Source organism: Bacillus sp. TH13, assembly GCF_016651175.1.
Lineage (GTDB): Bacteria > Bacillota > Bacilli > Bacillales > Bacillaceae_G > Bacillus_A > Bacillus_A thuringiensis_S.
Genome location: NZ_JAEKEJ010000025.1, coordinates 2,318,660 through 2,332,500, shown reverse-complemented (window position 1 = coordinate 2,332,500; position 13,841 = coordinate 2,318,660). Strand labels below are relative to the sequence as shown.

The following is a 13,841-nucleotide window of genomic DNA, read 5'->3' as shown; positions in this document are numbered from 1 at the left end:
GCGCGTCTGCCGTTCCGCCACGACCGCGCGGAAAAAACAAAAAGTGAGCCATGAAGGATTCGAACCTTCGACCCTCTGATTAAAAGTCAGATGCTCTACCAACTGAGCTAATGGCTCGTAAATGGCTGGGCTAGCTGGATTCGAACCAGCGCATGACGGAGTCAAAGTCCGTTGCCTTACCGCTTGGCTATAGCCCATCGAAAAAATTATCTTCTTTTCAAAGACAAATGTCATTGTACCATAATGTCCAATAAAAAACAACTGCCAATTAGCAGAAGTTAAAATGGCGGTCCCGACCGGGGTCGAACCGGCGATCTCCTGCGTGACAGGCAGGCATGTTAACCACTACACCACGGGACCATTTGGTTGCGGGGACAGGATTTGAACCTGCGACCTTCGGGTTATGAGCCCGACGAGCTACCGTACTGCTCCACCCCGCGATAATACTATTCATATAAAATTCATATGGTGGAGGATGACGGGATCGAACCGCCGACCCCCTGCTTGTAAGGCAGGTGCTCTCCCAGCTGAGCTAATCCTCCGAAGTGGTGACCCGTACGGGATTCGAACCCGTGTTACCGCCGTGAAAGGGCGGTGTCTTAACCACTTGACCAACGGGCCAATATGTATGGCAGAGAAGAAGGGATTCGAACCCTCGCACCGCGTTAGCGATCTACTCCCTTAGCAGGGGAGCCCCTTGAGCCACTTGGGTACTTCTCTGTATGGCTCCGCAGGTAGGACTCGAACCTACGACCGATCGGTTAACAGCCGATAGCTCTACCACTGAGCTACTGCGGAATAATGAAGACAATTTGTATATTATAAAATTTCTTTCTGTAAGTCAAGAAGTTTTTAACAACATCTTGTTCAAACGTGACATGTTTATACTATACTGGATTGCGTTTTTACTGTCAAGATGTTTTCGATATCGGTTTGAGTTTCCCTTTACACTTTCCGCAGACATATCTTTTGGTATTTATTTGACGCCTTCTTACATATTGAAGTAAACACTCCATACATTCATACTTATAAATCTTTTTTTCCTTCTCTTCATTAATCATTCGTTTACAAAAACGAGGTGCATCAACTTTCTTTAACAACTCACGAAAATCTCTGTCCCTGTGCTTATACCCTCTTCCTGTAATATGCAAGTGATAATGACACAGTTCATGTTTGATGATTCCGATTAACTCCTCCTTACCATACATTTCGTAATATCGATAATTCAGTTCAACATTGTGACTCTTCAACAGATAACGCCCGCCAGTTGTACGCAACCTACTATTGAACTTTGCTTTATGTAAAAACGGCATTCCGAAGTATTGTAGCGATACTTCTTCCACTAGCCGTTGAATTTCTTTCTCGTCCATTCTCATTCCTCCTAAACAAAAAAATATTTTTACACTTTTCACGCTTCTTATACATATATTAAATAGTACATATACCCATCCTCATTCAAGACGCGTGGTTTCTAAAAACACAACATGAATAGAAATCCACTCACCAACCTCTCATTAATAGTACTTTAGATTTTTGAGAGTAGGATTAAACAAGGAGGGATTCCTATGCCTACGTGGCTAAAAAAACAGATGCAACGTGCATATTTCGAAAAAAACCGGTATCAAATTAAATTGCTAAATGAATGCTGGTTTTATTATAGCAAAACACATCAAAACTCATAATCCATTACACTTTTTATTCTATAAAAAAAGAGCAGTTTCATCTGCTCTCTTCTCTTACTATTCAATCGGCAACATAGATAGTGCAACGCGTCCTTTTTTTGTATCAATATCATCTACCCATACTTTTACAATTTGTCCTACTGATACAACATCTAACGGATGCTTTACAAACTGTTTGCTAAGCTTAGAAATATGCACTAAACCATCTTGCTTTACGCCAACATCAACAAAAGCACCAAAATCAACAACGTTACGCACTGTTCCTTCTAGTTCCATACCACGTTTTAAATCTTCTAATTTCAAAATCCCTTTTTTCAGAAGTGGTTTAGGCAACTCATCCCTCATATCTCGTTCTGGACTAATGAGCGCATCTATAATATCAACTAACGTCGGCTCCCCAACTCCCGTTTCTTGAGACAACTTAGAAATCTCTACTTCTTCCAATCTCTTTTGTAATTGCGGTTGTCCTACGTCATCTATCGATAACCCTAAACTCTTCAATAACAATTCAACATTTTTATATTGTTCGGGATGAATACCTGTTCGATCTAACGGATTCGCTCCTTCTAATATACGCAAGAAGCCTATACATTGTTCGTACGTCTTTGCACCTAAACGTGGAATTTCCTTTAATTCCGTGCGCTTTTTGAATTTCCCATCCTCTTCTCTCTTTGCCACAATATTTTTCGCAACGGTTTTCGATAAACCTGAAACATATTGTAACAATGCAACCGAAGCCGTATTTACATTAACCCCAACTTGGTTAACAGCTGTCTCTACTACAAATGTTAATGACTCATTCAATCTCTTTTGAGATACATCATGTTGGTATTGTCCAACCCCAACTGATTTAGGATCAATTTTCACAAGTTCAGCAAGTGGATCTTGCAGACGTCTTCCAATAGAAACGGCACTTCTCTCTTCAACTTGTAAATTCGGGAATTCCTCACGGGCTAAATCAGAAGCTGAATATACACTAGCACCCGCTTCATTTACAATAATATAAAAGACTTCCTGTTTCACACTTTGTAATACATCTACTATAAATTCCTCTGTTTCTCTAGATGCTGTCCCATTACCAATTGCAATCATTTCAACTTGATATTTATCTATAATAGAAAGAACTTTCGTTTTTGCTTCATCATATTTACGAACAGGCGGATGCGGATAAACAACATCAATATGTAGTACTTTCCCCGTATCATCTACTACAGATAATTTACAACCAGTTCTATATGCCGGATCTACCGCTAGCACGACTTTCCCTTTCATCGGAGGTTGTAATAATAAGTTACGTAAGTTCTCAGAGAAAATATGTATCGCTTGTTCTTCAGCTGTTTCTGTTAATTCTTTACGAATTTCTCTTTCAATTGAAGATTGAATTAATCGTTTATAACCATCTTCAATCGCTAATTGTACATAATGCGCACTTTTAGAATCGTTATCACGAATTACTTTCTTGTATAAGAAATTTAATATCTCATCTACTGGTGGGACAACAGAAACTCTCAATATATCTTCTTTCTCACCGCGATTCATTGCTAATACACGATGTGGTACTACTTTTTGCAATGGTTCTTCATAACTGTAATACATTTCATATATATTCTTTTCATCTTTTTCTTCACCTTTTACAGACGAAGACATAATACCTTTTCTAAAAGTAACATTTCGAATCCAACTACGATACGCAGCTTCATCTGAAATCATTTCTGCAATAATGTCTTGTGCACCTTGTAAAGCTTCTTCTGCAGATTGCACTTCTTTCTCTGCATTAATAAATTCCACTGCCTTTTTAGCCGGTTCTTCTTTCTTATATAACAATAACCATTCAGCTAACGGTTCTAACCCTTTTTCTTTTGCAATCGTTGCTTTCGTTCTTCTTTTCTCTTTATATGGACGATATAAATCTTCTACTTCCTGTAACTTTGTAGCTTTAACAATTTGCTGTCTTAGCTCTCCTGTCAGTTTCCCCTTCTCGTCAATAAGACGAATAACTTCTTCCTTCCTATCTTCAAGTTGCATCATATATTGCCATCTCTCTAAAATCGCACGAATTTGCACCTCATCTAAAGAGCCTGTCCATTCTTTTCGGTAACGAGCAATAAATGGAACTGTGTTACCTTCTTCTGTTAATTGAATAACATGACGAACTTGCTTTTCGCTAAAGCCTAATTCTTTCACTAACATTTTCATTAACGCTTGTCGATTATCTACCATTTCCATATACAACCGTAACCTCCTCTATAATAAAAAAAGTTGCCCTTCAAAGAGAGCAACTTAAACTGCCGATTTAAAAATCTATTAGTCCTAAACTAATTTGTAACGCTTCATCTACACGACTCATCATCACTTCATCTAAATGAGTGATTTTGTCCGTTAAGCGTTGCTTATCGATTGTTCGAATCTGCTCAAGTAAAATAACAGAATCTCTCTCAAAACCATACTTTTTCGCATCAATTTCCACATGAGTGGGTAATTTCGCTTTTTGAATCTGTGCAGTAATAGCCGCTACAATCACCGTTGGACTAAAACGATTTCCGATGTCATTTTGAATGACAAGAACCGGACGAACGCCTCCTTGCTCAGAACCAACAACTGGGGAAAGGTCTGCAAAATACACGTCGCCGCGTTTTACAATCAAAATATTACCCCCCGCTAACTAAGCGTTCTACTGTATGAGCTGCTTCATACTCCGCTAAGAAAGCTTCAGATGCAATACCAAGATTAATTTTTCCCATTTCAATATACCCACGTCGCATTGATTCATGTTGGTAGCGTTTCTTCGTCTTATGTTGACGCAATAACAATTGTGTTGCCTGGCAAATTAGTTCATGGCGATTCTTATTCTCTTGTTTTCCAATTCCGTCCAATTCCGTTACCATTTGCTTTGGCAACCGAACCACGATTTCAGTAGTTACACTTGATTCGGACACAAAAATACACCTCCACCGTCAACTACACACCCAAATATATATATGACACCTATTGTAATAATACCATTGTATGGAGCCTGTTGCAAAGACTTCCTTATTCCCTGCTTATGTTTTCCAATTCACAAACAAAACATTCATCTTCTTAAATTTTTTATCTCATAACTAACTAAAAACAATAGAACTCCTCTTCAAAACTTACGTGTAACTTATATAAAAAATGATTATAAGTAAAAAGCTTCTCATCAAAAAGAGCTTATTATCCAGCAATGAACAGTCACTCCAATGACAAGAAGCAATCATACTACCTTCTATATATTGTTCAAGTAATTAATTATCTCTACAACCTTACCATTCCGTATAAATATTCTTGGCACACGGAAACTGATCGTTGCAATAATTTCATAATTAATAGTCCCTGAATATTCCGCAACCTCTGTAGCGCTAATATACTCATCTCCCTGCCTTCCGATAAGCGTAACTTTCGTACCAAGCGGCACTTCACAAGGAAGATGAATCATGAACTGATCCATTGTTACTCGCCCTACAATCGGTACCCTTTTACCATTTATAAGCACTTCAAATCCTTGTAATCTTCTAAGCCACCCATCTGCATAGCCAATCGCTACAGTTGCAATCCATTCTTCAGTTTTCGTTCGGTAAGTGACGTTATAACTAATTCCATCACCTTTAATCACCTGTTTAATATGAGCTACTTTCGTATGCAGTGATAGCGCCGGTTCTAATTCAAATGGTAAAAAAGGACGTATTTCTACAGAAGGAGATAATCCATACATTGCAATCCCAATTCGCACTGCATTAAATGTAATTCCTTGAAAACGTAACGTGGCAGCACTATTAGCTGTATGGACAAACTTAGGATCCACTCCGAATTCTTTCAACCAACTTAACTGCTCTAAGAACGTGTTATATTGCTTATCAAAATACGAAGTCTCAACCTCATCTGCCGTTGCAAAATGCGTGTATACTCCTTCTAACTCTAAAAACGGTGCACCTTCTAAACTCCTTAAAAATTCTTTCAGCTCTTTTCTTTCACGTATTCCAATTCTCCCCATACCACTATCAAAATTAATATGAAATTTCATTACAGATGAACCATCCCAAAGTTTAATTGCTTCGTCCACCCATTCTTTTTGAAAAACAGTTAGCGCTACATCATTTTCAGCAGCTACATTTACATCACGCGGCGGCGAGGGACCTAACACTAAAATCGGCACAGTAATACCAGCCCTCCGAAGCACTAAAGCTTCATCTAAAAAAGCAACAGCTAACCTTGTTGCACCCGCTTCTAATGCCGTTTTAGCCACCGGTACATAATCGTGCCCATACGCGTTCGCTTTAACTACAGCAAAAATCTCTACATCACTTGGGATGAACTCTTTAATATGTGTAACGTTGTTATAAATGGCATCTAAATCCACTTCCACCCAAGTGTCACGGTAAAATGGTGCTTCTTCCATAAATACACTTCCTTATACACGATATGCGAAGCTTATTCTTTTATATGCTTCTTTTATGAAATCCACCTTCAAACTAAGAAAAGACGTGGTGCACATATATCACCACGTCTAAGAAGTTTACTTCACCTGCTTCGCTGTAACTGAACGAGCAACCATTAACAGCTCCTTCGGCTCTAAACCTTTAGACACGAGCATATATTCTACTCCGTTATGCGACCACGTTACAGAGTCTTTCGTCAATGCACCAATCGTAAACCCAAGATCAACCGGTTCTCCACTTACACTTACCGCTGATGAAGCCTCTGCAACTTTTGCCTTTTCTTGTATTAAAGTAAAGGATTTCTTATTTCCAGTGTATGTGAGTATCGCACGCTTGCCACTGTCTGTCTTCAACTCTTTTTCATCTTGCAGAGTCATACCTTGTGGTGTATCAAGCGGATACAAAGTAGCAAACGGTTTGTCTTCTTTCGCTGTTGTTTGAACATCTACCTGCGCTCTAGACATATTTTGTTTCGTATCAAATGCACCTTTATCAAATTTCGCATCGAATTTCACCTTAGAGAAATCTACTTTTACAAGAACATTTTGATCATTATCCATTAACTTCACTGAAACTGGAGTCAAATCGCTCTTCTTCAGTGTAATCTCTTGTTTCGGCAACATATTTTGATGTTGATAGTTTGTTTTTGTTTTAAAAATATAATACTTATCTGTTTTCTCGAAAGTAAGGTTTTTCTTATTCTGCAAAATATCTCTTACAAGTGATTCATATAAATAAGCCTGGCTGCTATTTTGCGGCCAATCACTTTGAAAACGGAAGCTCTTATTAAGTGCTGGCGTTAATACAAATACACCTTCTTCATTTCTTAAAATGATTTGGCTCTGATCTTTTTTTGCATTCTTTAAATTCACACGATAAAAAGACGGTTCTTTATGCCAAATCTCTACATTATACTCCTGAGGCTCATTTCCTGTTTTAATAGATAATTTCGCTTCAGCTTGATAACTTTTCATCCCTTTTACTTTCGCTTCTAAATCTCTCACGACATCATCTTGTTTCTTTTCCACACAACCCGCCAACACAAAAACGGTCAACAAACCGACAAGAACTAAAAACAGACGCCTTTTCATCACTTCAGCCCCTTTGCCCCTATAAATGAATGGAAGATGTACCTTCCTTATCGCTACCTCAAATATATGAGACAAAGATATAAAATATGCAGACTAGCGTGACGAGCTTTCTAAAACAACTTGAGCAACAGCAAATTCCTTACTATGACTAATTGATAAATGAACAATATACTCTGTACTTGTAATCAGAATCGGCTTACCTCTTTCATCATTTTTCACTTCAATATCTAAAAAGCTCACTTCTTTCCCGATACCAGTACCTACAGCTTTTGAATACGCCTCTTTCGCTGCAAACCTTCCAGCTACAAACTCTGTAAGACGACTTCCTTTCAGCTCCATAGCAACATTACGTTCATTTTCTGTTAAAATACGTTCCATAAATTTAAGCTTTCCATCTAGCATTTTTTCAATACGATTTAATTCAATAATATCGATTCCAATCCCTATAATCATTTCAAAATCCCCTTCTTCTATTTAACTTTCTTCTTTCATATTGATAAGAATAACAGAGAATCTTTCTGATGCAAAAGGGGTGATAGTAACCGTATGCTAATAAGATCCACTCAGATTTCTTTACAACCGACTATTCTCACCTTACTTCTTATTCACTTAGTCCTGATGATATTAGGCGACTTTTTCCTCTTCCCACTGGCAGCCTCTAATGAATATATCGCTAAAGGAGAATGGTGGCGTGTCATAACTTCCCTTCTGGTACACGTAGACTTACAACATTTTCTTTCTAATAGTATTTTTTTGTTTGCACTTGGTTCTTCTATCGAAAAGCAACTCGGACACTTTTCTTTTTTTATTCTATTTTTTATTTCTGGAATTTCTGGAAATATTTCTTCTTATATTATTATGCCACCTGAATATATTCACGCAGGTGCATCAGGTGGTATTTTCGGACTATTAGGCGCACAATTATTTTTATTGTACAATCGATACCGCTCTTCAAAACCAAAAGAAATTGCCATTTTCTCAATTATGATACTTCTATTACTGCTATTTACTTTCTTTAATCCTTCCGCCAATCCGATCAGTCATTTAACAGGTTTAATAACCGGCGGCATTTTAACTCCTTTTTTAACAAAAAAAAACGATGGTGCAAAGCTTATTTAATATAAAAGCTTGCACCATCGATAATTTCTACATCTACATGTTCGCTTAAATCCCTCATTAATTGAAATAAAGACTCATCCTTCATCTTCGCCTCAATCATACAATCAATTTGCGGAACACTTCCCTTTATCCTTCTTAAAAAAGATAAAAATGCGTCTACATTAATATAATCTGCATGAGCTCTTGGATCTTTTCCCTCTCTAGGGCTAGAGATATGCATTTTAACTGGCAACAAAGATGTTTCCCACGTATGAACAACACGTGCCCAATCTTCATACCAATCTTCTTGCTCATTATTCATCATATGGTGATGCAAATCAAACACGACAGGAATATCTAATTTTTCTCCTAAATATAATGTTTCCTCTAACGTAAAAGTTGTATCATCATTTTCTAATATAATCATTTCTTGAATACCCCTTGGGACATTAGACCAATTCTCTATAAAACGCTCTAATGCAAGTTCTTTATCTTTATACCCTCCTCCAACATGTAGTACACATCGTTGCTTATGTTCAATCCCCATGCCTTTTAATAATTTTTTGTGCATCTGCAATGTCTTTACAGATTGTTTAAAAACACTCTCCTCAGGTGAATTTAGTACAACAAAATGATCTGGATGGAAATCAATTCGCATATTCATATGAATTGCATATTCACCTAATTCTTTCAATTTTTCTTTTAAAGGACGAATATAGTTCCACTCTAGCAATTCCTCATGATTCGCTAAAGGAATGAGCTTAGAACTAAGCCGAAAGAAAGATATGTCATGTCCCTTATTATGCTTTAATAAACGCAAACAATTTTCCAAATTGGAATTAGCAATTCTTTCAAGTTTACGAATTGCAGCATCACGATCATCTATTTTCTGAAACTGTGCGTACGTCATCGTTTGAGATGGGGATGCATTCTTCAAATGCACACTCATCGCAACGTAACCAAGCCTTACAAGCATATAACAGCCCCTTTTCTATCATAACTACTATGTAGTATGCACAATTACAGAAATAAAAAAAGAGAATGCCCGCAAAGGGCATTCTCTTTTTTTATTAAGCTTGTGGACGGCTATGATGTTTTCTTTCGCCGCGTCCATTTGAAGATCCTGGGCGACCTTGACCTTCACCTCTACGACCACGACTACCACCATCACGATTACGATCACGGTTTCCATCACGATTGCGATCACGGTTTCCGTCACGATTACGTCCATCACGGTTACGACCATCGCCACCACCGCGTCCATCACGACTACGATTACGGTTACCATCACGGTATCCGCCTCCGTTACCGCCACGTTTTTTAGAACCGCCACCTCTTGAAACAACTGGTGGTTCTGATGTTAAAGCAATCGGAGTTGTATCCGGCTCTTTAGTCATCATTTTTAAAGCAGCAGCTACTACTGTTACAGAGTCATTCTCTTCTAACATTTCTTCTGCAATACGCTTGTAGTATGATAAGTTCTCATTTTGAATCGTGCTTTGAAGTTTTTCAGCGATTAAACGTTGTTGACCTTCTAATGCCTCATCAAGTGTCGGTGCTTCCATGCGATCAACTTTACGTTTTGTTGTACGCTCGATATTTTTTAATTGTCCTGATTCACGTGGTGTTACAAATAACATTGCAATACCTTTTTTACCTGCACGGCCAGTACGACCGATACGGTGAACGTATGATTCTGGATCTTGTGGGATATCGAAGTTGTATACGTGTGTTACGCCTGAAATATCAAGACCACGTGCAGCAACGTCTGTTGCAACAAGAACTTCAATAGCACCTTCTTTAAATTTACGTAATACAGACATACGTTTCGCCTGTGTTAAGTCACCATGAATACCTTCTGCTGCATAACCACGTAAGTTTAATGCTTCTGATAATTCATCAACACGACGCTTTGTACGACCGAATACGATCGCAAGCTCTGGAGATTGAATATCTAGTAAGCGTGTTAACACGTCAAACTTTTTCTTTTCTTGCACTTCTAAATAGAACTGCTGAATGTTTGGCATTGTTACTTCTTTTGCTTTTACTTTAATGTGTTGAGGCTCAGTCATGAAACGCTCAGCAATACGACGGATTGGATCTGGCATTGTCGCTGAGAATAATAATGTTTGATGTGTTTCTGGCACATCTGTTAAAATCGCTTCAATATCTTCAATGAAGCCCATGTTTAACATTTCATCCGCTTCATCAAGAACAACAGTCTCTACGTTTTGTAAGCGAAGTGTTTTACGGTTAATATGATCTAAAATACGACCCGGCGTACCAACAATAATGTGTGGGTGTTTTTTTAGAGCACGAATTTGGCGGTTAATATCTTGACCACCATAAATTGGTAGAATACGAACACGTTTATGTTTACCAATTTTGTATAGCTCTTCTCCAACTTGAATTGCTAATTCACGCGTTGGCGCGATAACAATACCTTGAACTGCTTCTTTATTTGTATCCACTTTATCTAATAGTGGTAATCCGAATGCTGCTGTTTTCCCTGTACCTGTTTGCGCTTGCCCAATAATATCCTTACCTTGCAATGCATGTGGAATTGTTTCAGCTTGAATCGGCGTAGCCTCTTCAAAGCCCATACTTTCAACCGATTGCAGTAAAGACTCACTTAATCCTAATTCTCGAAATGTTGTCAATGTTACTTCTCCTTTTCTATCCTATACTTATCATTTAAAAAAAGGCGTTTTCCGAATTTGCGGAAAAGCCCTTTTCCTGAATGCTCACGTATATAACCGGGCGTATATTCTTCACGAAAATACTTCTAAACGTTATTACACTTTATCAATTATAAGTTTTGTATGTGTAAAAAGCAAACCCAACTGTTACCTTATTTTATATTCAGGGCCTTTTTCTTTACTTTTATTTTTTTATCATTTACTGTAAGCGCTTATTATAAGTTTCTTCTATTTTCGTGACTATCATCCCTATTTATATACACCAATTATTTCAACATCGTAATTACTTCTTCTAATTTCATACCGCGAGATGCTTTTATTAATACAACATCTTTGGCATCGACTACCGCTTGTAAATCTCTTACTAACTCTTCTTTATTATCATACGCCTTTACACGTTCATTAGGGAAATTAATTTTCGCTCCTTCAGCAATTTGAGCTCCTAATCTACCGTATGTGAATACATGTGCGATTTTTGCTGGATCGATTAATTTACCTACCTCATAATGGAACTGCACTTCTTGATTTCCAAGTTCTAACATATCACCGAGCACAACGATTTTTTTAGTAAATCCATCTAAACCATTCATTAAATGGAATGCTGCCTCCATAGCCGTCGGACTTGCATTATAAGCATCGTTGATAATTGTTAATCCACTATCCGTTTTTACAATCTCCATACGCATGCCCGTCATTTGAAGTGTTACTAAACCTTGTTTCATTTCTTCCCACGTCACACCAAAATGTGTCGCAATTGCCATTGAAGCAAGTGTATTGTACACATTATGTTTTCCTAATACCGGTAGGTAGAATGAAATATTTTCATCTCTATTCATTTTAAAATGTGTCCCAGTTGCCTGTAATGTTACAGTTGTTGGATAGTAATCGTTGGCTCTTGCATCACCAAACGTAACTGTTTCTGCTGCTAAATTCATTTCAGGAACACGATTCGTTAATAACGGCTCATCTCCATTATATACGAACACGCCACCTTCTTGTAACCCTGTAACAATTTCTAATTTCGCTTCAGCAATTGCCTCACGAGATCCTAAATCCATTAAATGTGCCTCACCAATATTCGTAATAATAGCTGCATTAGGACGAGCTAACTTAGATAAAAATTCAATCTCTCCTCGGCTTGACATACCCATTTCTAATACAGCTACTTCTGTATTTTCTTCTAAGTTTAAAATAGTGAGAGGTAATCCAATATGGTTATTGAAATTCCCTTCTGTTTTTTGAACTTTGAACTTAGTTGCAAGAATACTTGTCACAATATCTTTCGTGGATGTTTTACCGTTACTACCTGTCACACCAACAACTTTAACATCCAATTGATCGCGATAGTTTTTCGCTAACATTTGCAGTGCAGATAGCGTATCTTCTACAAAAATAACCGGAAGATTCTCGGGTGGATTTGCTACATCTTTCATCCATAATGTAGCTACAGCTCCATTTTCAACTGCTTTATCTACAAAAGCATGTCCATCGAAACGCTCCCCTTGAATCGGAACATATAAGTTTCCTTTTTCAATTTTTCTCGTATCAATAGACACGCCTTGAATAATAGTTCCCTCATATTGCTCTGCTAATCCAGTACCATTTACCATCTGTTCTACTTGCTTTAACATTCGCTTTATCATATAGAAACGCTCCTTACATAGAGGAAGCACTATTCCTACGAATAGTGCTTCCTCCTTTTTTTGTTAGATTGTATATTTAATTTTTTGTTTTTCTTCGTGACGTTCAATCGCTAAACGAATTAGCTCTTCGATTAACTCTGGATACGGTAACCCAGTATGTTGCCATAATAGAGGAAACATACTAAACGGTGTAAATCCTGGCATAGTGTTTACTTCGTTAATATACACTTCTCCGTCTTTCGTTAAGAAGAAATCAGCTCGCGTTAAGCCTGCACCATCTAATGATTGGAACGCAATAATTGCATCACGCTTAATCACATCAGATTCTTCTCCTGTCATTTCAGCTGGAATAATTAACGCCGTATCACCATCGATATATTTCGACTTATAATCATAGAAGTCCTTTTTCGGAACGATTTCACCTACAACTGAACATTTCGGCTCATCATTACCTAGTACCCCAACTTCTACTTCACGACCTACAATATTTTCTTCTACAATAATTTTGCGATCAAATTGGAATGCCTCTACAAATGCATTCTCAAGTTCTTCACGATTTTTACACTTATTAATACCAACACTTGAACCAAGGTTTGCTGGTTTTACGAAGCAAGGATACCCTAACTTATCTTCTACTTTAGAATAAGCTTCCTCACGATCTTTTTCCCATGCACTGCGAATGAAAGACGCATATTTTGCTTGTTTTAAACCAGCCTCTGCAAAGATGTTTTTCATAACAACTTTATCCATACCAGCAGATGATGCTAGAACACCATTTCCTACATAAGGAATATTCATCAATTCTAATAGTCCTTGAACCGTTCCATCTTCACCGTTTGGTCCATGTAGTAATGGGAAAATAACGTCAATAGCGTTTTCCTCAGAAGCTGCAGATGGAATAATTTCTGTACTTAATGATAACGGAGAAATCGCATTTTCTGCACCGCTCATTTTTAAAGCTTCAATATCTGTTACTTCGCCTTCAATACGCTCACCGCGTACCCATTGACCTTGTTCTGTAATATAAATTGGATGAATCTCGAATTTATCTTGATTTAACGCTTTAATAGCAGCAAGAGCCGTCTGTAGCGAAACTTGATGCTCAGCTGATTTTCCACCATATAATAAACCTAATTTAATTTTCGTCAATGAAATCACCCTAACCAATTGTTTT

Annotated in this window: 13 protein-coding genes and 9 tRNA genes (1 of these 22 cut by a window edge); 2 read left to right on the top strand and 20 right to left on the bottom strand. The window is 37.7% G+C overall.

What is annotated here, in order from left to right; translation table 11 throughout:
- The 10 genes from JFU02_RS20555 to JFU02_RS20510 all read right to left on the bottom strand — a co-directional run.
- Positions 1-27: transfer RNA gene (locus JFU02_RS20555), tRNA-Leu, on the bottom strand (it extends 56 nt beyond the left edge of the window).
- A gap of 17 nt (positions 28-44) precedes the next feature.
- Positions 45-117, bottom strand: a tRNA-Lys gene (locus JFU02_RS20550).
- A 5-nt stretch (positions 118-122) separates the two neighbouring features.
- A tRNA-Gln gene (locus tag JFU02_RS20545) sits at positions 123-197 on the bottom strand.
- An 87-nt stretch (positions 198-284) separates the two neighbouring features.
- Positions 285-360: transfer RNA gene (locus JFU02_RS20540), tRNA-Asp, on the bottom strand.
- Between the two features lie 3 nt (positions 361-363).
- Positions 364-440: transfer RNA gene (locus tag JFU02_RS20535), tRNA-Met, on the bottom strand.
- A gap of 26 nt (positions 441-466) precedes the next feature.
- Positions 467-542: transfer RNA gene (locus JFU02_RS20530), tRNA-Val, on the bottom strand.
- Positions 543-546: 4 nt separating this feature from the next.
- Positions 547-621, bottom strand: a tRNA-Glu gene (locus JFU02_RS20525).
- 8 nt (positions 622-629) lie between these two features.
- Positions 630-720: transfer RNA gene (locus JFU02_RS20520), tRNA-Ser, on the bottom strand.
- A 3-nt stretch (positions 721-723) separates the two neighbouring features.
- Positions 724-798, bottom strand: a tRNA-Asn gene (locus tag JFU02_RS20515).
- Positions 799-911: 113 nt separating this feature from the next.
- Positions 912-1,370, bottom strand: coding sequence for a SprT family protein (locus tag JFU02_RS20510; RefSeq protein ID WP_000343551.1), 459 nt, complete (start codon positions 1,368-1,370; stop codon positions 912-914).
- A 195-nt stretch (positions 1,371-1,565) separates the two neighbouring features.
- Here JFU02_RS20510 and cmpA point away from each other — a divergent pair, with 195 nt between their 5' ends.
- The gene (cmpA, locus tag JFU02_RS20505) at positions 1,566-1,682 is read left to right on the top strand and encodes a cortex morphogenetic protein CmpA (protein ID WP_086406725.1); all 117 of its coding nucleotides are present in this window, start codon (positions 1,566-1,568) and stop codon (positions 1,680-1,682) included.
- A 57-nt stretch (positions 1,683-1,739) separates the two neighbouring features.
- Here the strand turns inward: cmpA and JFU02_RS20500 are convergent, their stop codons facing one another.
- The 6 genes from JFU02_RS20500 to acpS all read right to left on the bottom strand — a co-directional run bounded on the left by JFU02_RS20500 (position 1,740) and on the right by acpS (position 7,680).
- Positions 1,740-3,908 carry a Tex family protein gene (locus JFU02_RS20500; protein ID WP_142307734.1) on the bottom strand — a complete coding sequence of 723 codons (2,169 nt, stop codon included), beginning with the start codon at positions 3,906-3,908 and terminating at the stop codon, positions 1,740-1,742.
- Between the two features lie 67 nt (positions 3,909-3,975).
- Complete coding sequence (ndoA, locus tag JFU02_RS20495) at positions 3,976-4,326, bottom strand: type II toxin-antitoxin system endoribonuclease NdoA (RefSeq protein ID WP_000635965.1); 351 nt, start codon at positions 4,324-4,326, stop codon at positions 3,976-3,978.
- 4 nt (positions 4,327-4,330) lie between these two features.
- The gene (locus tag JFU02_RS20490) at positions 4,331-4,618 is read right to left on the bottom strand and encodes an antitoxin EndoAI (protein ID WP_000004570.1); all 288 of its coding nucleotides are present in this window, start codon (positions 4,616-4,618) and stop codon (positions 4,331-4,333) included.
- 308 nt (positions 4,619-4,926) lie between these two features.
- A complete protein-coding gene (gene alr / locus JFU02_RS20485) occupies positions 4,927-6,096 on the bottom strand; it encodes an alanine racemase (protein ID WP_000390595.1) in 1,170 nt (389 codons plus the stop codon).
- Between the two features lie 117 nt (positions 6,097-6,213).
- Positions 6,214-7,164 carry an outer membrane lipoprotein carrier protein LolA gene (locus JFU02_RS20480; protein WP_201072162.1) on the bottom strand — a complete coding sequence of 317 codons (951 nt, stop codon included), beginning with the start codon at positions 7,162-7,164 and terminating at the stop codon, positions 6,214-6,216.
- Positions 7,165-7,320: 156 nt separating this feature from the next.
- Entirely contained in the window at positions 7,321-7,680 is a 360-nt protein-coding gene (gene acpS / locus JFU02_RS20475) for a holo-ACP synthase (RefSeq protein WP_000583417.1), read from the bottom strand.
- 93 nt (positions 7,681-7,773) lie between these two features.
- Here acpS and JFU02_RS20470 point away from each other — a divergent pair, with 93 nt between their 5' ends.
- Entirely contained in the window at positions 7,774-8,346 is a 573-nt protein-coding gene (locus JFU02_RS20470) for a rhomboid family intramembrane serine protease (RefSeq protein ID WP_016078971.1), read from the top strand.
- On the opposite strand, the gene uvsE is transcribed toward JFU02_RS20470, so the two are convergent.
- From uvsE to JFU02_RS20450, 4 genes are all read right to left on the bottom strand, one after another.
- Positions 8,339-9,301 (bottom strand): UV DNA damage repair endonuclease UvsE, encoded by a 963-nt coding sequence (uvsE, locus tag JFU02_RS20465; protein ID WP_000961145.1) that lies wholly within the window; start codon positions 9,299-9,301, stop codon positions 8,339-8,341. The genes JFU02_RS20470 and uvsE overlap by 8 nt on opposite strands.
- Before the next feature lie 94 nt (positions 9,302-9,395).
- Positions 9,396-10,985, bottom strand: a complete 1,590-nt coding sequence (cshA, locus tag JFU02_RS20460) for a degradosome RNA helicase CshA (RefSeq protein WP_000206602.1) — start codon at positions 10,983-10,985, stop codon at positions 9,396-9,398.
- A 305-nt stretch (positions 10,986-11,290) separates the two neighbouring features.
- Positions 11,291-12,667, bottom strand: a complete 1,377-nt coding sequence (gene murF, locus JFU02_RS20455) for a UDP-N-acetylmuramoyl-tripeptide--D-alanyl-D-alanine ligase (protein ID WP_000595968.1) — start codon at positions 12,665-12,667, stop codon at positions 11,291-11,293.
- A 63-nt stretch (positions 12,668-12,730) separates the two neighbouring features.
- A complete protein-coding gene (locus JFU02_RS20450; RefSeq protein WP_061667697.1) occupies positions 12,731-13,816 on the bottom strand; it encodes a D-alanine--D-alanine ligase in 1,086 nt (361 codons plus the stop codon).
- Positions 13,817-13,841: the final 25 nt, after the last annotated feature.